A 19,669-nucleotide genomic window follows, 5' to 3' on the forward strand; every position below is an offset into this window, starting at 1 on the left:
GCACGCGGTGGACAGCAGCGGAACACGGGGCAGGGCGCGCGATCCTCACCGGGCGGCGGCGCGCGTCCTGGCGGTGGCGGCGGGTGCGGTGCTGGCGGCCTGTGCCGCCCCCGCGCCCGACGCCCAGCCGCTGCCGGCGCTGGGCGTGGACGCCCAGCGGGTCGTGCTGGTCGGCCTGTCCTCCGGGGCGGCCTTCGCGACCCAGGCGCACCTGGCCCATCCGGAGCGCTTCGTCGGCGTCGGCCTGGTGGCCGGGCCGCCCTACGGCTGTGCCGGCGGCGACCTGCAGGTCGCGCTCGGCAGCTGCATGAAGGGCGAGCCGGCGCCGGACGCGGAGGCCCTCGTCGCGGACATCCGCGCGCGTGCGGCGGACGGGCGCATCGGTCCGCTGGAGGGCCTCGCCGGCGACCGCGTGTGGGTGCTGCGGGGCAGCGCCGACCCGGTCGTGGGCGAGGCGGTGGTCGATGCGACCGTCGCCGTCTACCGCGCCCTCGCCGAGGACGCGCCGGGCCTGGAGGTGCGCTACGACGGCGGCCGCGCCTTCGGACACCTGCTGCCCACCGACGGCGATGCCGGCGTGGCCTGCGGCGAGACCGCCAGCCCCTTCCTGGGCGCCTGCGGGTTCGACGCCGCCGGTGCCGCGCTCGACGCCCTCCTCGGGCCGGCGCCGGGGGCGCCGCCCGCGCAGGCCCAGGGCGAACTCCTGGCCTTCGACCAGGACGCGCTGCGCCCCGGCGGCGCGGATGCCTTCCTCGCCGACACCGGCTACGTCTACGTGCCCGCCCAGTGCCGCGAGCGCGACTGCGGCGTGGTGGTGGCGCTGCACGGCTGCGACCAGAACGCCGGCGCCGTGGGCGAGGCCTTCGTCCGCGACGCCGGCTTCAACCGCCAGGCCGATGCCCGCGACCTGGTGGTGCTCTACCCGCAGACGCGCGCAAGCTATGCGCCGCTCAATCCGAAGGCGTGCTGGGACTGGTGGGGCTACTCGGGAACCGACTACGACACCCGCGACGGCGTGCAGCTGCGCTGGCTGAGCGCCGCGCTGGACGCGCTGGCGCGGCCGCGCTGACGCCGGCCATGGCGCTGCCGGCGTGCTGAGCGCCGGCAGCGTCGTCGCCGCCGGCCTGGTGTGGCTGGCGGTGCTGTTCGGCATCGCGGTCTGGGGCGAGCGCCGGCCGCCGGGGCCGGCGCGCGGCTGGGCGCTGGTCTACAGCCTCTCGCTGGCGGTGCACTGCACCTCGTGGACCTTCTACGGCACGGTGACGCAGGCGGCGGGTTCCGGCTGGCCGGTGCCGCCGACCTTCGTCGGCGCGATCCTGCTGTACCTGTTCGGCTTCGCCTTCCTGCGCCGGCTGGTGCGGCTGGCGCGCGAGCACAACGCCACCTCGGTCGCCGACCTCATCGCCACGCGGCTGGGCAAGAACTCCTGGCTGGCCGCGACCGTCACGGCGGTGGCGGTGCTGGGCATCCTTCCCTACGTGGCGCTGCAGCTGAAGGCGGTCGCCATGAGCTTCGGCCTGGTCACCCGCGCCAGCGAGCTCGCCCCGCCGCCGTGGCAGGACAGTGCGCTGTACGTCGCGCTGGCCATGGCGGTCTTCGCGATGCTGTTCGGCACCCGTCGTGCCTCGGCGGTCGAGCACAACCGCGGGCTGGTGCTGGCGGTGGCGATGGAGGCGGTGCTCAAGCTCGGCGCCATGCTCGCGGTCGGCGTGTTCCTGCTCGGGATGCCGGCCGCGCCCGCGGGCGCCGCGCCGGTGCCGCCGCCGGTCGGCGACACCTCGGGCTTCCCGGCGCTCATCCTGCTCGGCGCGCTGGCCATGTTCGTGCTGCCGCACCAGTTCCACGTGGGCGCGGTCGAGTGCCAGGACACCCGCCACCTGCGCACCGCGCGCTGGCTGTTCCCGCTGTACATGCTGCTGATCGCGCTGCCGATCCTCCCGCTCGCCCGCGTCGGCGAGGCCTGGCTGGCGCCGCTGGGGGTGCCCTCCGACCTCTACGTGCTCGCCCTGCCGCTGTCGCAGGGGCAGGAGGGCCTGGCCCTGCTCGCCTTCCTCGGCGGGCTGTCGGCGGCGACGGGCATGGTCATCCTCGCCACGCTGACCCTCAGCGTGATGATCGGCAACCACTGGATCACCCCGCTGCTGGTCCGCGGCGCCTGGGCGCAGCGGCGCGGCGACCTGCGCGGCGCGGTGCTGATGCAGCGCCGGGTCGCCATCCTGGCGCTGGTGCTGGCCGCCTGGGTCTACAGCCGTGCGACCTCCGGCAGCGAGGCCCTGGCCGATCTCGGTGCGACCTCGTTCTCCGCGCTCGCCACGCTGGCGCCGGCGGTGCTGTTCGCCGTGTTCCGGCCGCAGACGCCGCCGCAGGCGGTGGTGGCCGGGCTGGTGGCGAGCTTTGCGGTCTGGGCCTGGACCCTGCTGATGCCCGACCTGCTCGACGGCGGGGCGGTCTGGCCGGCCGGCCTGGCCTGGCTGTCGCCGGACGGCTTCCTGGGCCTCGGCGAGTGGAGCCGGCTCGGCCGCGCGGTCGCCGCCAGCCTGGCGACCGGTTTCGCGGTCACGCTGTTGCTGGGGCAGCGCCGCAGCGGCGCCACCGCGCAGCGCGCCCTGCCGGACCGGCACACGCTGGAGGCCGCGGCCGACCGCTTCCTCGCGCCGCGGCGCCTGCGCGAGGCCCTGGACGGCGCGCCCGAGGCCGGGCCGGTGCCGCGGGGGGTGGCGCAGCGCGTGGAGCGCGAGCTCGCCGCGGTGCTGGGCAGCGCCTCGGCGCGGCTGCTGCTGGATGCGGCCGCGCGCGAACACGGCCGCGATCTCGACACGGTGGCCGCCATCGTCGGCGAGGCGTCGCAGGCGCTGCGCTTCAACCAGCGCGTGCTGGAGGCAGCGCTGGAGAACATGACCCAGGGCATCAGCGTGGTCGATGCGGAGCTGCGCCTGGTCGCCTGGAACGCGCGCTACGCCGAGCGCTTCGACTACCCACCGGCGCTGCTGCAGGTGGGCGTGCCGGTGGCGGAGCTGGTGCGCCACAACCTCGCCCGCGACGGGCTGTCGGGCGCGGCGCTCGAGGCCGCCGTGGCGCGGCGCAGCGCGCACATGCGCGCCGGCACGCCCTACGTCGCGGAGCGGCGTTTCCCGGACGGGGCGGTGGTCGAGATCCGGGGAAACCCGATGCCCGGCGGCGGCTTCGTCGCGACCTTCACCGACGTCACCGCCTTCCGCCGCACCGAGGCCGAGCTGACCGAGGTCGCGGCCACGCTGGAACAGCGCGTCGCCGAGCGGACCGAGGCGCTGGCGCGGGCCAGTGCCGAGGCCGAGCGCGCCAACCAGGCCAAGAGCCGCTTCCTCGCCACGGTGAGCCACGACCTCGCGCAGCCGCTGAACGCCGCGCGGTTGTTCACCCACGCGCTGGCGCAGCAGGTCGGCGGCGATGCCGGCGCCGCCGGCTACCGGGAGGCGGTCGCCAACATCGACGGCGCGCTGGGCTCGGCCGAGACCCTGCTGTCGGGGCTGCTCGACGTCTCGCGGTTGGATGCCGGCGGAGTGGCGCCGCGCATCGAGGCGGTGGCGCTGGAGCCGCTGCTCGCCGGCCTCGCCAGCGAGTTCGGCGTGCTCGCCCGCGAGAAGGGCCTCGCGCTGCGCTGCCGGGTCTCGCGGCAGTGGGTGCGCACCGATGCGCAACTGCTGCGCCGCGTGCTGCAGAACTTCCTCGCCAACGCGGTGCGCTACACCGCGCGCGGGCGCATCCTCCTCGGCGTGCGCCGGCGCGGCGCCGAGGTCGAGATCGAGGTCTGGGACACCGGTCCCGGCATCGCCGCGGCCGATCGCACGCTGATCTTCGAGGAGTTCCGGCGGCTCGACCGCGGCGGGCAGGGCCTGGGGCTCGGCCTGTCGATCGCCGAGCGCATGGCGCGCCTGCTCGGGCATCCGCTGCGGCTGCGCTCCGAGCCCGGGCGCGGCACGGTGTTCTCGGTGCGCGTGCCGGTGGCCGCAGCGCCGGCGACCGTGGCGCCCGCCCCCGTGGAGAGCGCACGGGCGCCGCGCGGGCGCGTGCTGGTGGTCGACAACGACCCCGCGGTGCTGCGCGGCATGCAGGCCCTCCTGGGCGGCTGGGGCTGCGAGGTGCTGGCCGCGCGCGGCCCGGAGGACGCCTGCGCGCTGGCCGCGACGGCGCCGCCGGACGTCCTGCTGCTCGACTACCACCTCGACGGTGGGGCCACCGGCCTGGCGCTCCAGCAGCGGCTGTTCGCGCAGACCGGCCCGCGCCCGACCGTGATCATCACCGCCGACCACGACGAGGCCACGCGCGCCGCGGTGGGTGCGGCCGGCGCCCACCTGCTGCACAAGCCGCTCAAGCCGCTCGCGCTGAAGTCGCTGCTGGCGCGCTTCCTGGGCCGCCAGGGCGCACCGGTTCCGCCGGCGTGAGCGCGGAGCGGCCGGATGCGCGCCGCCGACGCGCAGCCATGGCACGCTCTGGAGGTCGTCCACCGCACATCGGGAGCACCGCGTGATCGCCAGCAGCCTCAGCGCCATGCGCGACCTCGGCCGCGTGCACGAACTCGCCAGCATCCTGGTCCGCTACGGCTTCGGGGATCTGGTGCGCAGGCTCGGTCTCGCCGGACTGCTGGAACGCGCGGGAAGCGTGCTCCCGCTCACCCACCTGAAGGAGCTGGTGGAGCTTCCCGAGCCTGTGCGCGTGCGGCGCGCACTGGAGGACATGGGGCCGACCTTCGTCAAGCTCGGCCAGGTGCTGGCGACGCGCGTCGACCTGCTGGGGCCGGAGTGGATCGCCGAACTGGAACGCCTGCAGAGCCACGCGCCGCCGGTGCCGGTGGAGGCCATCCGGGGCGAGATCGAGGCCGCCCTCGGCGCGCCGCCCGAGGCGCTGTTCGCGGCGTTCGATCCCGAGCCGCTGGCCGCGGCCTCCATCGCCCAGGTGCATGCCGCGCGGCTGGCGGACGGGACGCCGGTGGTGGTCAAGGTGCGCCGCCCCGGCATCGAGGCCCACATCCAGGCCGACATGCGCCTGCTCGCGCGCGTCGCGCGGTTCGTCGAGGAGGAATCGCCCGGCTGGCGCCGCTTCCGTCCGGTCGAGGTGGTGCGCCAGTTCAAGGACTCGCTGGGCCGCGAGCTCGACCTCGCCGCCGAGTGCCGCAACGCCGAGCGGATCGCCGCCGCCTTCGCCGGCCGCGAGGGGCTGGTGGTGCCGCGCGTGTACTGGGAATGGACCACGACCCGCACCAACGTGCAGGCGCGGATCGAGGGCGCGCCGGTGTCGGACCTCGCCGCGCTGGACGCGGCCGGGATCGACCGCCACCGCCTCGCGCGCCAGGGCGCGCGGGCGATGCTGCGGATGGTGTTCGAGGACGGTTTCTTCCATGCCGACCCGCATGCCGGCAACGTGTTCGCGCTGCCCGGCGGCGACATCGCCCTGATCGACTACGGCATGGTCGGGCACCTCTCGGAGGCCCGCCGCGCGCAGGTGGTGCGCCTGCTGCACGGCCTCGTGCAGCGCGACAGCCGACAGGCGGTGGACGTGCTGCTCGACTGGACCCACGGCGGGGACGTCGAGGAGGAGCGGCTTGCGGAAGACGTCGATGCCCTCGTCGACCGCTACCACGGCCTGCCGCTGAAGGACCTCGACCTCGGCGCCATGCTCGGCGACGTCACCCGGCTGCTGCGCGCGCACGGCCTGGCCCTGCCGCCGGACCTGGCCCTGCTGATCAAGGTGTTCGTGACCATGGAGGGGCTGGGGCGGCGGCTCGATCCGGAGTTCGACATGGTGGGCGAGGCCGCGCCCTTCCTGCGCCGCGCCATGCTGGCCCGGCATGCGCCCGAGGCCCTGGCCCGGCGCGGGCTGCGCGCCGCGCTGGACACGGCGGACGTGCTGGCCGACCTGCCGCGCGACCTGCGCCGCCTGCTGCGCGCCGGCCGCGAGGGCAACCTCCGGTTCCGCATCGACGTCGAGCGGCTGAGCCGCTTCGGCGACCAGTTCGCCCACGCGGTGAACCGGCTCACCCTCGGCATCGTCATCGCCGCGCTGATCGTGGGCTCCTCCATCGCGCTCACCGCGCGCGGCGGCCCGACCCTGCTGGGCCTGCCGGCCTTCGGCCTGCTCGGCTTCCTCGGCGCGGGCGTGGCCGGCGTGTGGCTGCTGGTGTCGATCTGGCGGAGCGGGGGAGGGCGGTAGCGGAGCGAGAAGTGAATGCGGAGGAGCGAGAAACGAGGAGGAGCGCTTCCTCGTCACCCTCACTCGCCTCTCGGCTCGGCGACGTCGAGGGAGCGGAGCAGGACGCTGGCCTGGGTGCGGTTGCGCACGCCGAGCTTCTCGAACACGGCGGTCATGTGCGCCTTCACCGTGCGCTCCTGGATGTCGAGGGCATCGGCGATCTGCTTGTTGAGACGCCCTTCCGCCACGAGGCTGAGCACGCGGAACTGCTGCAGGGTGAGGCTGGCGAGCCGGGCCGCGAGGTCCTGGTCGCGCGGCGCGTCGCCCAGGCGTTCCACCGCCGCGCGCAGGTCCGGCGGCAGCCATTCCTCGCAGGCGAGCACGGCCCGCAGCCCGGCGCGCAGCTGGTCGAGCCCGGCGCGCTTGGGGATGTAGCCGGCCGCGCCGAAGTCGAGCGCGCGGCGGACCGTTGCCGGGTCCTCGTGCGCCGAGACGATCACCACCGCCACCGCCGGATGCGCGCCGCGCAGGGCGGCCAGCCCGGCGAGCCCGTGCGCGCCGGGCATGTGCAGGTCGAGCAGGACGAGGTCGGTGTCAGGGCGCGCGGCCAGCGCGCGCTGCACGCCGTCGATGTCCTCGGCCTCCTCGACGGTCGCGCCGGGCTCGCACTCGGCCAGCGCCTGGCGCAGGGCCATGCGGTAGAGCGGGTGGTCGTCGGCGATCAGGAACTGCATGCGGAGCGCGCCCGGCGGGATGCGGGCATCTTCCCACGACCTACTGCGCGGTCCAGCCGCCGTCCACGACCAGGGCCTGCCCGGTGATGTTGCGCGCGGCCGGCGTGAGCAGGAAGGCGGTGATGCCGGCCAGCTCGTCGATGCCGATGAAGGCCTTCTTGGGCATCGGCGCGAGCATGATGCGTTCGACCACCTCGTCCTCGCCGATGCCGTGCCGCGCCGCCTGGTCCGCGATCTGCGCGTCGACCAGGGGCGTCCTCACGTAGCTGGGGCAGACCGTGTTGATGGTGATGTCGGCATCCGCGGTCTCCAGCGCGACCACCTTGGAGAAGCCGATGAGCCCGTGCTTGGCCGCCACGTAGGCGCTCTTGTACCTGCTCGCCACCAGGGCGTGGATGGAGCCGATGTTGACGATGCGGCCGAAGCCGCGCTCGCGCATGCCCGGCAGCAGGGCGCGGGTGACGCGCGCGGTGCCGGTCAGCATCACCTGCACCAGCAGGTCCCACTTCGCCATGGGGAAGTCCTCCAGCGGCGAGACGTGCTGCAGGCCCGCGTTGTTGACCAGCACGTCGACCGGGCGCGGGAGGGCCGCGACCAGGCCCGCCACGCTGGCCTCCGCGGCCACGTCGAGCGCGTGCGCCTCGGCGGAGCCGCCGGCGGCCACGATGGCCTCGGCCACCCGCCCGGCCGCGGCGGGATCGAGATCGGTCACGACGAGGTGGTGGCCCTGGCCGGCGAGGTGCTCGGCGATGCCTGCGCCGATGCCGCTGCCGGCACCGGTGACGAGGATGCAGCGTGAGGTCATGATGGGCTCCACAGTCGAAACGGGGCAGGCGCGCACCTTAGCAACGCGCGCCGGGCGCCCGCGTGCGACCAAAGTACGATGCGCCGCGACGGACACGGGGCTAGCGTGCGTGCATGACCCGAACCTCCATCGCCTGCCTCTCTGGCCTGCTGGGCCTCGCCGCGGCGGCCTGCGCGCCGGTGCCGGTGGCGCCTGAGCTGCCGGTCGCCAGCGAGGCGCCGCGCGTCACCGCGCACCGCGCCGGCGACGACCTGCTGACCGCCGGCCTCGGCGCCGACGGGCTGCGCGCGGCGATCCCGCCGGCCTTCGCCGATCCCGCCGCGCCGACCGCCGGGGAGCTGCGACGGCGGGCGATCTGGGCCAACTGGCGCGGCATCGCCGACCTCGCGCCCGGCGGCGGCTACGGCGAGGTCTATGGGCGGCTCGATCCGGTCCCCGGACGCGAATACCACGCCTACGCGCACATCCCCGGCGCGAGGCAGCCGCATCGCGTGCTGGTGCAGGTGCCGGACGCCTTCGACCGCGACGCGCGCTGCGTGGTGGTGGCGGCCTCGTCCGGCTCGCGCGGGATCTACGGCGCGATCGCGCTCGCCGGCGCCTGGGGCCTGCCGCGCGGCTGCGCGGTCGCCTACACCGACAAGGGCGCCGGCACCGGCTACGTGGATCTCGCCACCGGGCAGGGCGCCGGGCTGGACGGTCGCCCCGCGACGGGCGCGGCGCGCGAGTTCCGGGTGGATGCCGCGGCGGATCGGGGTGTGGCAGTCAAGCACGCGCATTCGCAGGACAATCCCGAGGCCGACTGGGGCCTGCACGTGAAGCAGGCGGCGACCTTCGCGCTGGAGGCGCTGGACAGGGCCTTCCCGGACGCGCCGCCGCACCGCTTCGGGAACGTGCGGGTGATCGCCGTCGGCGTCTCCAACGGCGGCGGTGCCGTCCTGCGCGCGGCCGAGGACGGCGAGGGCTGGCTCGACGGCGTGGTGGCGATCTCGCCCAACGTCCATCCGGGCGAGGGCGGGCGGCCGCTGTACGACTACGCCACCGAGGCCGCCCTGCTGATGCCCTGCGCGCTGGCCGCGGAGGACTTCGACGCGCTGCCGATGGCGCGCCCGCAGGGCGCGGTGCCGCCGGCATGGCGGGCACGCTGTGCCTCGCTGCACGCCGCCGGCCTGCTGGAGGCGACCACGCCCGCGGCGCAGGCGCGGGAGGCGCATGCGCGCCTGCGCGCGGCAGGCTGGAGCGACGCGGCGCTGGAGGCGGGCGCACTGTCGGTTGCCTTCGACCTGTGGCGTTCCATCGTGGCGACCTATGCGTCCGCCTACGCGCGGACGCCCGCCGGCGGCATGCCCTGCGGCTATGCCTTCCGCGCGGAGGGAGACGATCCCGCGCAGCGCGCGGCGTGGTGGGCGGATGCCTCGGGCATCCCGCCCGGTGCCGGCGTCGCGCTCGCGGAGGCGCATGCCGGCGACGGTGCGGACCCGCACGTGCCGGGCCTGCTGTGCCTGCGCCGGCTCTGGACCGGCGACGGCGCGCAGGCGGAGGCGCTGCGCGCCGGCGTCGCGGCGACCCGGGCCGGGCCGCCGCGGCCCGGGCTGCCGGTGATCGTCGTGCACGGCCTGGACGACGGACTGATCCCCGAAGCGTTCTCCGGCGGCCCCTATGCGGCCCGGGCGCGCGCCGCCGGCCGCGACCTGCGCTACTGGCGCGTGCACCACGCCCAGCACTTCGACGCCTTCCTCGGCCTGCCGGCGCTGGCCGCGCGCTACGTCCCGCTGATGCCCTACGCCTACCACGCGCTCGACCGGATGGCGGCGCACCTGGACGGCGCGCCGCTGCCCGAGGATGCCGAGATCGAGCCCGTGCCGCGGCGGCCGGGCGAGACGCTGGCCGTAGAGGGGCTCCGGCTGCCGGAGTAGGACGCCGGCGCGGCGGCGACGCCGCTGCGTCCCATGGACGCACGCAGGGATGCCGGATGCCGGTGATAGCATCGGATTCCCCTCCGACGAGTCCCCAGCGATGGCAGCGTCCGGTCCGTTCTCCGGCGCCGATCCCGAAGCCCTGGTGCGCCAGGCCTGGTCCCTGTGGGCGCCGTTCCTCGGCGCGCCGGCCGCGCAGGCAGGTGCCGCCGATGGCCCGGGGTCGTGGCGGCAGGTGCTGGACGCGTGGCGGTCGCTGTCGGGCGAGGTGCAGGGCGAGGACGCGCTCGGCCGGCTGGGCGCGGCCGCGGAGGGCTGGCTCGGGCAGATGCAGCAGGTGCTCGGGCAGTTCGCCGGACGCGAGGCGACGCCGGAGGCGCTGGCCGAGGCGTGGCGGCGGACGCTGGGAGACAACCCCTTCATGGCCGTCCTGCAGCCGCCCGGCGAGGGCGTGCAGGCGCTGCAGGAGTGGGTCCGCCGCCTGATGCCGATGCTCGCCGCGCTGCAGCCGGCCGCGCCGGGCGTCGCCGTCGGCGTCTCGCGCGAGCACCAGGTGCGCTGGCAGCGCCTGATGCAGGCGCAGTCCGAGCTGCAGCAGCGCGCGGCCGCGTACGCCGCACTCATGGCCGAGGCCGCGGATGCGGCCTTCGACTACTTCCGCAAGGCGCTCGAGACGCAGGCGGCCTCGGGCCAGGCGCTGGATTCCGCCCGTGCCGTGTTCGACGTCTGGATCGAGGCGGCGGAGAAGGCCTACGCCGAGGTCGCCGGCGGCGAGGACTTCGCGCGCGTCTGCGGCGAACTGGTGGATGCGCAGATGCGCCTGCGTGCGGGCGTGCAGGCCGAGGTCGACCTCGCCTGCCGTGCCCTCGGCATGCCCAGCCGCAGCGAGGTCGACGGGGCCTACCGCAAGCTGGCCGAGGCGGGGCGCGAGCTGCGTCGGCTGCGTGCACGCGTCGAAGCGCTGGAAGCCGCGCTGGGGCAGGCCCGCGGCGACGGCGGGCCGGCCGCGGCCGCCGCGCGCGCAGGGGCCCGGCCCGCGGCGGAGAAGGCGCCGAAGAAGGCCGCGAAGAAAGCCGCGAAGAAAACCGCCGCGACGTCCGCCAGGGCGTCGAAGGCCCAGGACAGGCGCGCCGGGGCGGCCAAGAGTGCGACGCCCGCGTCCTCCCGCCGTCGGCGTCCGCCCCGCACCGCCCGCTAGCCATGCGCAGCCCCATCGACATCACCCCGGAGGCGCTGGCCGAGGAGTTCGCGCGGCTGCAGGGCAAGTTCGCGGCCGGCCTGCGGACGCTCTCCGGGCTCGCCCACGTGGACTTCGGCGCCACCGAGAAGGAGGCGGTCCACCGCGACGGCAAGATGGTGCTGTACCGCTTCCGCGGCGAGCGCCCGCCGACCGCCCGGGTGCCGCTGCTGATCGTCTACGCCCTGGTCAACAGGCCGTACATGACCGACCTCCAGGCCGACCGCTCGCTGGTGAAGGGGCTGCTCGACCGCGGCGAGGACGTCTACATCGTCGACTGGGGCTATCCCGACGGCAGCGACCGCTACCTGACGCTCGAGGACTACATCCTGGGCTACGTCGGCGACTGCGTGGACCACCTGCGCAGGAGCCACGGCGTCGATGCCGTGGACGTGCTCGGCGTGTGCCAGGGCGGCTGCTTCTCGCTGTGCTATGCGGCGCTCGAACCGGACAGGGTGAACAGTCTGGTGACCATGGTCACGCCGGTGGACTTCCACACCGAGGGCAACCTGCTCGGGCAGTGGGCGCGGCACATCGACGTGGACCTGTTCGTGGACACGCTCGGCAACGTGCCCGCCGACCTCATGAACTGGACCTACCTCTCGCTCAAGCCCTGGCGGCTGATGGTGCAGAAGTACGTGCAGATGGCGGACATCCTCGACAGCCCGGTCGAGATGGAGAACTTCCTGCGCATGGAGAAGTGGATCTTCGATTCGCCGGACCTGGCGGGCGAGGCCTTCCGCGAGTTCGTCAAGCAGTTCTACCAGCGCAACGGCCTCGTCGAGGGCGGCATCGAGATCGGCGGCCGCGAGGTGCGCCTCGCGGACATCCGCGCGCCGGTGCTCAACATCTACGCCGAGCACGACCATCTCGTCCCGCCCGCGTCGTCGCGCGCGCTGGGCGAGCGGGTCGGCAGCGAGGACTACAGCGAGCTGTCGTTCCGCGGCGGCCACATCGGCATCTACGTCTCCGGCCGCGCCCAGCGCGAGGTGCCGCAGGCGATCCACGACTGGCTGGCCGCGCGTCGCTGACGCGAGCGGGCGAGGGCGCCGCGCCGCGGCCGGATGCGGCCGGCTGCCCGGCGAAGGCCGGAAACGACGAAGGCGGGCCGGAGCCCGCCTTCGTCGCGACCGCGCGCCGCCGGCGGCGGTTCAGAACCGCGCGCCGAGCATCACGAAGCTCTCGCCCTGGTTGGGGCTCTCGAAGCCGGCGTTGGAGATGTGGCGAACGCTCAGCGTGAGCCAGTTCCAGCGCCAGCCGATCTGCGAGATGAACTGCGGATCGCCGGAGAGCGCGTCGGTGTAGCCGTCCTGCACGCCGACGGCGAAGCCGAGCAAGAGCCCGCGGTCGTGCTCCCAGCGCGCGCCGGCGCCGAACACGTTGACGTTCTCGGAGAGTCGCCACGCGGTGTCGCGCACGTCGCGGCCCTGCACGCGGTAGACCGCGACGTCCGCGCGCAGGGTGCCGTTGCCGAAGCGGCGCAGCTCGGGCAGCCAGTGCGCCGAGAAGACCTCGGTGGTCTCGCCTTCGTGCTTCTTGGCGACGCCGCCGGCGATCTCGAAGTTCTGGGAGGAGGCGGGCGCGGCGAGGCCGAAGCCCAGGAGGAGGGACAGGGCGGCCACGGGGGCGCGCAGGGCACGCAGATGCATGAATGGTGTTTCCGGAACGGGCAGGTGAAGGTCAGGGGCGCGTCGTGGAGACCGCGTGCGCATCGGCCGCGGCTTCCGCCGCGGCGTCGCCGGGCTGCCAGCCACCGCCCAGTGCGCGGTAGAGGTCGACCAGGCTGGTCAGTCGCAGGAGTCGGGTCTGCAGCAGCGCCTGTTGCGCAGTGTAGAGAGAGCGCTGCGCGTCCAACAGGCTCAGATTGCTGTCTATACCGTTCTCGTAGCGCAACTGGCTGAGCTCGAAGCGGCGCTGCGAGGCCTCCACCAGTTCGTCCTGCGCGGCCAGTTCCTCGTCCAGCGTGGCGCGGGCGGCGAGCCCGTCGGCCACTTCGCGGAAGGCCTGCTGGATGCTGCGCTCGTACTCGGCCACGGCGGCGTTGCGGCGCACCCAGGCGAGGTCGAGGCCGGCCACGTTGCGGCCCGCGTCGAAGATCGGCAGCGAGAGCTGCGGCACGAAGCTCCAGGTCCGCGTCCCGCTGTCGAACAGGTTGTCGAACTCGGTGCTGGCGCTGCCGAGGCTGCCGGTGAGGGTGATGCGCGGGAAGAACGCGGCGCGCGCCGCACCGATGTCGGCGTTGGCGGCGCGCAGCGACTGCTCGGCGGCCAGGATGTCCGGGCGGCGCTCGATCAGGTCGGACGGCAGGCCGGCCGGGATGTCGGCGAGGATGGCCTGTTCGCCCAGCGGCAGGGGCGGGGGGAGATCGTCCGGCAGCGGCTGACCGACCAGGAACACCAGCAGGTTGCGCGCCTGCGCCAGCGCGCGGCGTGCGGCGGCGAGGTCGGCACGGGCGGTGGCGGTCAGGGTCTGGGCCTGGCGCAGGTCCAGCTCGCTGCCGGCTCCGGCGTCGAAGCGCAGCTCCGCCAGGCGCAGGGTCTCCTCCCAGGTCGCCTGCGACTGTTCGACGATGGCCAGCCGCTCCTCGGCCGCGCGCTCGTTGAGGTAGGCGCTGGCGACCGACGACACCAGGGAGAGCTGGGCGCTGCGCCGCGCCTGCTCGGTCGCGAGGTAGTCGGCCAGCGCCGCGTCGCGCAGGCTGCGCACCCGCCCGAACAGGTCGAGCTCGAAGGCCGACAGCCCCAGCCCGACGCTGTACTGGTCGCTGATGTAGCTCTCGCCCGTGGTCGAGAGCGACTCGGGCACGCGCTGGCGGTTGCCCGACGCGCTCAGGCCGAGGCCCGGGATCTGCTCGGCGCGCTGGATGCGGTACTGCGCGCGCGCCGCCTCGACGTTGAGCACGGCCAGGCGCAGGTCGCGGTTGTTGACCAGGGCCAGCTCGACCAGCCGCTGCAGGCGCGGGTCGCCCAGGAATTCCTGCCAGCCGATGTCGGGCGCCAGGCGCTGGGCGGCGCCTTCCGCGGCGCCGCTGCCGGCCGCCGCGGTGGCGGCGGCATCCGGGAAGGCCGGATCGACCGGCGCGGCGGGACGCTCGTAGCGCGGCGCCATCGAGCAGCCCGCGAGGGCGACGGCGAGGGCGACGGCGAGCCCGCTGCGCAGGCCGCCGGAAAGGAGGTCGGATGTCATGGGATCAGTGCTCCTGCGCCGCGCCGTCCCCGGCGTCGAAGGCCGTCGGATAGCGGTCGCGGGTGGTGGTCTTGGGCTTGAACAGGCGGCTGACGACGATGAAGAACACCGGTACCAGGAAGATCGCGAGCACGGTGGCGGTGGTGATGCCGCCGAGCACGCCCACGCCGACCGCGCGCTGGCTCGCCGAGCTGGCGCCGGTCGCCAGCGCCAGCGGGATCACGCCGAAGCCGAAGGCCATCGAGGTCATCAGGATCGGGCGGAAGCGGAGCCTGGCGGCCTCGATGGTGGCCTCCACCAGCTCCTTGCCCTCGGCGTGCAGGTCCTTGGCGAACTCCACGATCAGGATCGCGTTCTTGGCCGACAGGCCGATGATCGTGATCAGGCCGACCTTGAAGAACACGTCGTTGTCCATGCCGGTCAGGGTGACCGCGAGCACGGCGCCGACGAGGCCGAGCGGCACCACCAGGATCACCGACAGCGGGATCGACCAGCTCTCGTAGAGCGCGGCCAGCACCAGGAAGACGACCAGGATCGCCAGCGCGAGCAGCATGGGCGCCTGCGCGCCGGACTGGAGCTCCTGCAGCGACTGGCCGGTCCACTCGAAGCCGAAGCCCGGCGGCAGCTCGCGGGCGAGCCGCTCCATCTCGGCCATGGCCGTGCCGCTGCTGACGCCGGCGATGCCCTCGCCGGAGATGTTGACCGACGGATAGCCGTTGTAGCGCGAGACGCCGACCGGGCCGTAGGTCCAGTCGATGGTCGCGAACGCGGACATCGGCACCATCTCGCCCTGCGCGTTGCGCACGTACAGGCGGAGGATGTCCTCCGGCGCCATGCGCCAGTCGGTGTCCGCCTGGATCATGACGCGCTGCATGCGCCCCTGGTTCGGGAAGTCGTTGACGATGGTCGAGCCGATCGAGATCGAGAGCGTCTGGTTGATGTCGGAGAACGACACGCCCAGGGCGCTGGCCTTCTCGCGGTCGACCTGGACCTCGATCTGCGCGGCGTCGGGGAGGGCGGCGACGCGCAGCGACTGCGGGTCGATCACGCCGCTCTGGCGCGCCTTGTTCATCAGCTCCTCGGCCGCGGCCTGCAGCGCCGCATGGCCCTGGCCGGAGCGGTCCTGCAGGCGGAAGTCGAAGCCGGAGCTGGTGCCCAGGCCCTGGATGGCCGGCGGCACGATCGACAGCACGGTGCCGTCCTTGATGCCCATCATGGCCATCAGCTCGACGATGGCGCGCTGGGAGATCGCCTGCGCCGACTGCTCCGCGTTGCGCTCGGCCCAGTCGCGCAGGATCACGAACGACAGACCGGCGTTGGGGCCGGTGCCCGAGAAGCTGAAGCCGTTGATCACGATCTGCTTCTCGACCGCGCGCTGGGTCGTGGTCAGGTCGCGCGTCGCGGCCTCGATGCGCGCGCGGTCGCCGCTGGCGTAGGCCGCCGCGACCTCGCGCCGGGTCGCCTCGTCGCCCAGGTAGTAGTTCTCGATCTGGCGCGAGACCTCGCGGGTACGGTTGGCGCTGGCGTTGGGCGGGAGCTGGATGTCGACCAGCAGCGAGCCCTGGTCCTCGACCGGCAGGAACGAGGTCGGCAGGCGCACGAACAGCAGGCCCATCACCACCACGATCAGCGCGAACACGGCCATGTAGCGGCCGGTGCGGCCGGCGACGTGGCGCACGCCGCGCTCGTAGCGGTGCGTGGTGCGGTCGAAGAACTGGTTGAACCAGTTGAAGAAGCGGTCCATGTAGCCCAGCGGCCCGCGACGGATCGCGCGCTGGTGCGCGGGGCCGTGCGCGATGGGCTTGAGCAGGGTGGCGCACAGCGCCGGGGTCAGCGACAGCGCCAGGAAGCCCGAGAACAGGATCGACACCGCCATCGAGGCCGAGAACTGGCGGTAGATCACGCCCACCGAGCCGGACATGAAGGCCAGCGGCACGAACACCGCGCTCAGCACCAGGGTGATGCCGACGATCGCGCCGGTGATCTGGCGCATCGCCTTGCGCGCCGCCTCGCGGGGGCTCAGCCCTTCCTCGGCCATCAGGCGCTCGGTGTTCTCGACCACGATGATCGCGTCGTCGACCAGGATGCCGATGGCCAGCACCATGCCGAACATGGTCAGCACGTTGATGGAGAAGCCCATCACCAGCAGCACCGCGACGGTGCCCAGCAGGGCGATCGGCACGACGATGGTCGGGATGAGGGTGTAGCGGATGTTCTGCAGGAACAGGAACATCACCAGGAACACCAGCACGATCGCCTCGAGCAGGGTGTACACCACCTTCTCGATCGAGATGCGCACGAACGGCGCGGTGTCGTAGGGCACGTCGTAGCGCACGCCGGCCGGGAAGAACTCCGAGAGCTCCTCGAGCTTGGCGCGCACGCCCTCGGAGGTGGCCAGCGCGTTCGCACCCGGCGCGAGCTGCACGCCGAACGCCGCCGCCTCCACGCCGTTCTGGTAGGAGGAGAACTGGTAGGTCTGCGCGCCGATCTCGACGCGGGCCACGTCGCGCAGGCGCACGGTGGAGCCGTCCGGGTTCGCGCGCAGGATGACGTTGCCGAACTCCTCCGGGGTGGAGAGCTGGCCGCGCACGGTCACCGTGGCGGTGATCTGCTGGGTCGGGGTCGAGGGGCGGTCGCCGATGGTGCCGGCCGAGACCTGCGCGTTCTGCGCGTTGATGGCGGCGAACACGTCGGACGGCAGCAGGTTGAGGCCGGTGAGCTTGGCCGGATCGACCCACACGCGCAGGGCGCGCTCCGGTGCGAAGAGCTGGGCCTGGCCGACGCCGGGCACGCGCCGGATCTCGTTGATCACGTTGCGCGTCATGTAGTCGCCGAGCGCGACGCGGTCGAGCTCGGGGTTGTCGGAGAGCAGCGAGCCCACCATCAGGAAGCCCGCGTTGGCCTTCTCGACCTGCAGGCCCTGCTGGAGTACCTGCTGCGGCAGGCGCGACTCGACGCGGCGGATGCGGTTCTGCACCTCGACCTGCGCCATGTCGGGATCGGTGCCCGGCTCGAAGGTCGCGGTGATGGTCGCGCGGCCCGTGGAGGAGCTGGTCGACGAGTAGTAGATCATGCCGACCGCGCCGTTGAGCTCCTGCTCGACGAGGCTGGTCACGCTCTCGTCGAGCTGCTCGGCGGACGCGCCGGGGTAGGTGGCGGTGATCTCGACGCTGGGTGGCGCGACGTCGGGATACTGCGCGATCGGCATGTTCGGCAGGGCCAGCAGGCCGAACAGGATGATGAACAGCGCGACCACCCAGGCGAAGATCGGGCGGTCGATGAAGAAATTGGGCATGGTCGTATCTCTGGTTCGAAAGCGCGCCGCGTCACGGGGACGCGGCGGCGGGCCGGCGCGGCGCGGTTACTGCCGGGGCGGCTGCGGCTGGCTTTCGCTTGCTCCTGCGGGCTGTTCGTCCTGCGGGGGCGCCGGGTTCGGGCCGGGGGCGGAGGCCTGCTGCCCGGCGCCGGCACCGCCCTGCCAGGGCGCGGGGATCAGCGGGGTGCCCGGCGCGGCACGGTGGAAGCCCTCGACCACCACCACGTCGCCGGCCTGCAGGCCTTCCTCGACGATCCAGCGGTCGCCGAGCGTGCTGCCCAGGCGCACCGTGCGCTGCCCCGCCACCATCTGCGGCTGGCCGTCCTGGCCCTGCACCGGCTGGCCGTCGGCGTCGCGCGCGGGCTCGGCCACGGTCACGAAGGTCTGCCCGCCGCTGTTGCGCTGCACCGCCTGCTGCGGGACCGTGATGGCCTCGGTCGCCACGGCCTGCTCCAGGCGCACGCGCACGTAGGTGCCCGGCAGCAGGACGCCGTCCGGATTCGGGAACTCGGCGCGCAGCGCCACCTGGCCGGTGGTCGGGTCGACGGTGACGTCGGAGAACAGCAGGCGGCCCGGCAGCGGGTACTCGGTGCCGTCCTCGAGCAGCAGGGTCACCTGCGCCGACTCGCGGTCGACCTGCTGGATCTGGCCGCTCTCGAAGGCGCGGCGCAGGCGCGCGAGGTCGCCCGCGGACTGGGTGAAGTCGGCATAGATCGGGTCGAGCTGCTGGATCGTCGCCAGGGGCGTGACGTCGCCCTGGCCGACGAGGGCGCCCTCGGTGACCTGGGCGCGGCCGATGCGGCCGGAGATCGGCGCGGTCACGGTCGCGTAGCCCAGGTTGATGCGCGCCACGTCGCGGCGGGCGCGGGCGGCCTCGATGCTCGCCTGCGCCAGCCGCTGGGCGGCGACCGCGGCGTCGTATTCCTGCTGGGAGATGGCGTTGGCGGCGACCAGCGGCTCGTAGCGGCGGGCCAGGGCGTTGGCCTGGAAGGCGTCCGCCTCGGCCTGGGCGACGGCGGCCTCCGCGCTGCTCAGCTCCGCGCGCAGCGGCGCGGGGTCGATGCGGAACAGGACGTCACCCGCCTGCACGTCCGAGCCTTCCGTGAAGACGCGCTCGAGGACGATGCCCGGCACGCGCGCCCGGACCTGGGCGACGCGGGTCGGGTCGAGGCGGCCGGGAAGTTCGTTGACGATCGCCGCCGGTGCGGCTTCCAGGGTGATGACGGAGACCTGGGCGGGCGGCATGCCCTGGGGCTGGCCGCCGCCGCCGCAGGCGGACACGGCGAGCGCCACGGCGGCGGCGAGGAGAATCGGGCGGAGACGCGACGGCACGGGCATGGACCTTCTTCTTCTGAAAGGAAACAGGATGTTGGCGTGCCGTGTCCGGCCGACGACGCGTTCGTGCGGCGGTGCAGCAGGCGCCCAGGGTCGTGCACTATACAAACATTCGTGAATGTTTGTAAGTAGGCCTAAGGTTGGGTAGAGTGCGCGCCGCATCTGTGTACCGCTTGGCGGCCGGATGCGATCCCAGCAGCCGCCAGGACCGAACGCTTTCCCATGGCACGACGAACGAAGGAAGACGCCGCCCAGACGCGCGAGGCCATCCTCGACGCGGCCGTGCAGGTCTTCCACGAGAAGGGCGTCTCCCGAAGCAGCCTCGAGGAGATCGCGCGCCGCGCCGGGGTGACCCGGGGCGCGGTGTATTGGCATTTCGCGCACAAGCGCGACGTCCTGCAGGCCATGGGCATGCGGGTCGACGCCCTGCTCGGCGACCGGCGCGAGCGCATGCTCCGCGAGGCGGAGAGCGATCCCATGGCGGCCATGCGGAGCTTCCTGCACTTCCTGACCGGCGATCTGCTGGAGGACGACCACGTTCGCACCATCCTCGATGTCTTCTTCCACCGTTGTGAGTACGTGGACGAGATGCGGGAGTTCAAGGAATTCGTCGACGACGAGAAGGCCTCACGCCATCGCGAGATGGTGTCGATCTTCGAGCGCGCCCGCGCCCAGGGACAGGTCCGCCAGGACATGACGGCGGAAGACTGCGCGGTGATGACCAAGACCATGCTGGAGGGCATCCTCCGCACCACGCTGCTGGACGTGTGGCCCTGCGGGCTGCGCGGCACCACGATGAGCAATGCCCGGCGGATCGACTTCCTGCTGGAGAGCCTGGGCTACCGGATTCCGCCGGCCGCCTGAGGCCGCAGGGAAACCCGGGAGGAGTGCGGCGTCCACGTTGCCATCCTGTGTGCTGGTGCCGACGGTGGGACTCGAACCCACACGGTTTTAAGGCCGGCGGATTTTGAGTTCTCG

At 73.7% G+C, this 19,669-nt stretch carries 13 protein-coding genes; 7 read left to right on the forward strand and 6 right to left on the reverse strand.

All coding sequences use genetic code 11. From position 1 onward, the window contains the following. Positions 1 to 7: 7 nt before the first annotated feature. The 3 genes from ACFO3Q_RS04210 to ACFO3Q_RS04220 all read left to right on the forward strand — a co-directional run bounded on the left by ACFO3Q_RS04210 (position 8) and on the right by ACFO3Q_RS04220 (position 6,186). Entirely contained in the window at positions 8 to 1,069 is a 1,062-nt protein-coding gene (locus ACFO3Q_RS04210; protein ID WP_377003386.1) for an extracellular catalytic domain type 2 short-chain-length polyhydroxyalkanoate depolymerase, read from the forward strand. 22 nt (positions 1,070 to 1,091) lie between these two features. Next, positions 1,092 to 4,421 (forward strand): hybrid sensor histidine kinase/response regulator, encoded by a 3,330-nt coding sequence (locus ACFO3Q_RS04215; RefSeq protein WP_377003387.1) that lies wholly within the window; start codon positions 1,092 to 1,094, stop codon positions 4,419 to 4,421. Positions 4,422 to 4,506: 85 nt separating this feature from the next. Continuing rightward, positions 4,507 to 6,186 (forward strand): ABC1 kinase family protein, encoded by a 1,680-nt coding sequence (locus tag ACFO3Q_RS04220; protein ID WP_465251327.1) that lies wholly within the window; start codon positions 4,507 to 4,509, stop codon positions 6,184 to 6,186. A 59-nt stretch (positions 6,187 to 6,245) separates the two neighbouring features. Here ACFO3Q_RS04220 and ACFO3Q_RS04225 read toward each other — a convergent pair whose 3' ends face one another. Then, positions 6,246 to 6,899 carry a response regulator gene (locus tag ACFO3Q_RS04225; RefSeq protein ID WP_377003389.1) on the reverse strand — a complete coding sequence of 218 codons (654 nt, stop codon included), beginning with the start codon at positions 6,897 to 6,899 and terminating at the stop codon, positions 6,246 to 6,248. A gap of 40 nt (positions 6,900 to 6,939) precedes the next feature. Next, positions 6,940 to 7,704 (reverse strand): 3-hydroxybutyrate dehydrogenase, encoded by a 765-nt coding sequence (locus ACFO3Q_RS04230; RefSeq protein WP_377003390.1) that lies wholly within the window; start codon positions 7,702 to 7,704, stop codon positions 6,940 to 6,942. A 113-nt stretch (positions 7,705 to 7,817) separates the two neighbouring features. On the opposite strand from ACFO3Q_RS04230, the gene ACFO3Q_RS04235 reads away from it, so the two are divergent. The 3 genes from ACFO3Q_RS04235 to ACFO3Q_RS04245 all read left to right on the forward strand — a co-directional run bounded on the left by ACFO3Q_RS04235 (position 7,818) and on the right by ACFO3Q_RS04245 (position 11,885). Next, a complete protein-coding gene (locus ACFO3Q_RS04235; RefSeq protein ID WP_377003391.1) occupies positions 7,818 to 9,617 on the forward strand; it encodes a 3-hydroxybutyrate oligomer hydrolase family protein in 1,800 nt (599 codons plus the stop codon). Between the two features lie 100 nt (positions 9,618 to 9,717). Beyond that, the gene (locus ACFO3Q_RS04240; protein ID WP_377003392.1) at positions 9,718 to 10,815 is read left to right on the forward strand and encodes a poly(R)-hydroxyalkanoic acid synthase subunit PhaE; all 1,098 of its coding nucleotides are present in this window, start codon (positions 9,718 to 9,720) and stop codon (positions 10,813 to 10,815) included. A 2-nt stretch (positions 10,816 to 10,817) separates the two neighbouring features. Continuing rightward, entirely contained in the window at positions 10,818 to 11,885 is a 1,068-nt protein-coding gene (locus tag ACFO3Q_RS04245; RefSeq protein ID WP_377003393.1) for a class III poly(R)-hydroxyalkanoic acid synthase subunit PhaC, read from the forward strand. A 120-nt stretch (positions 11,886 to 12,005) separates the two neighbouring features. Here the strand turns inward: ACFO3Q_RS04245 and ACFO3Q_RS04250 are convergent, their stop codons facing one another. The 4 genes from ACFO3Q_RS04250 to ACFO3Q_RS04265 all read right to left on the reverse strand — a co-directional run bounded on the left by ACFO3Q_RS04250 (position 12,006) and on the right by ACFO3Q_RS04265 (position 18,688). Then, positions 12,006 to 12,503 (reverse strand): acyloxyacyl hydrolase, encoded by a 498-nt coding sequence (locus ACFO3Q_RS04250; protein ID WP_377003394.1) that lies wholly within the window; start codon positions 12,501 to 12,503, stop codon positions 12,006 to 12,008. Between the two features lie 31 nt (positions 12,504 to 12,534). Beyond that, positions 12,535 to 14,040 carry an AdeC/AdeK/OprM family multidrug efflux complex outer membrane factor gene (gene adeC / locus ACFO3Q_RS04255; RefSeq protein ID WP_377003395.1) on the reverse strand — a complete coding sequence of 502 codons (1,506 nt, stop codon included), beginning with the start codon at positions 14,038 to 14,040 and terminating at the stop codon, positions 12,535 to 12,537. A gap of 4 nt (positions 14,041 to 14,044) precedes the next feature. Next, positions 14,045 to 17,335 carry an efflux RND transporter permease subunit gene (locus ACFO3Q_RS04260; protein ID WP_377003396.1) on the reverse strand — a complete coding sequence of 1,097 codons (3,291 nt, stop codon included), beginning with the start codon at positions 17,333 to 17,335 and terminating at the stop codon, positions 14,045 to 14,047. Between the two features lie 66 nt (positions 17,336 to 17,401). Further along, positions 17,402 to 18,688, reverse strand: coding sequence for an efflux RND transporter periplasmic adaptor subunit (locus tag ACFO3Q_RS04265; protein WP_465251326.1), 1,287 nt, complete (start codon positions 18,686 to 18,688; stop codon positions 17,402 to 17,404). Between the two features lie 225 nt (positions 18,689 to 18,913). On the opposite strand from ACFO3Q_RS04265, the gene ACFO3Q_RS04270 reads away from it, so the two are divergent. After that, on the forward strand, positions 18,914 to 19,555 hold the full coding sequence (locus tag ACFO3Q_RS04270) for a TetR family transcriptional regulator (protein WP_377003398.1): 642 nt from the start codon (positions 18,914 to 18,916) through the stop codon (positions 19,553 to 19,555). Positions 19,556 to 19,669 lie beyond the last annotated feature (114 nt).

Origin of the sequence: Coralloluteibacterium thermophilum (genome assembly GCF_042654365.1) — a bacterium.
Lineage (GTDB): Bacteria > Pseudomonadota > Gammaproteobacteria > Xanthomonadales > Xanthomonadaceae > Coralloluteibacterium > Coralloluteibacterium thermophilum.

What these genes read in the sequence shown, in the direction of transcription:
- ACFO3Q_RS04235 (WP_377003391.1), top strand. Translation starts at nt 7,818, where the DNA reads ATGACCCGAACCTCCATCGCCTGCCTCTCTGGCCTGCTGGGCCTCGCC.
- adeC (WP_377003395.1), bottom strand. Translation starts at nt 14,040, where the DNA reads ATGACATCCGACCTCCTTTCCGGCGGCCTGCGCAGCGGGCTCGCCGTC.
- ACFO3Q_RS04260 (WP_377003396.1), bottom strand. Translation starts at nt 17,335, where the DNA reads ATGCCCAATTTCTTCATCGACCGCCCGATCTTCGCCTGGGTGGTCGCG.
- ACFO3Q_RS04245 (WP_377003393.1), top strand. Translation starts at nt 10,818, where the DNA reads ATGCGCAGCCCCATCGACATCACCCCGGAGGCGCTGGCCGAGGAGTTC.
- ACFO3Q_RS04240 (WP_377003392.1), top strand. Translation starts at nt 9,718, where the DNA reads ATGGCAGCGTCCGGTCCGTTCTCCGGCGCCGATCCCGAAGCCCTGGTG.
- ACFO3Q_RS04270 (WP_377003398.1), top strand. Translation starts at nt 18,914, where the DNA reads ATGGCACGACGAACGAAGGAAGACGCCGCCCAGACGCGCGAGGCCATC.
- ACFO3Q_RS04230 (WP_377003390.1), bottom strand. Translation starts at nt 7,704, where the DNA reads ATGACCTCACGCTGCATCCTCGTCACCGGTGCCGGCAGCGGCATCGGC.
- ACFO3Q_RS04250 (WP_377003394.1), bottom strand. Translation starts at nt 12,503, where the DNA reads ATGCATCTGCGTGCCCTGCGCGCCCCCGTGGCCGCCCTGTCCCTCCTC.
- ACFO3Q_RS04225 (WP_377003389.1), bottom strand. Translation starts at nt 6,899, where the DNA reads ATGCAGTTCCTGATCGCCGACGACCACCCGCTCTACCGCATGGCCCTG.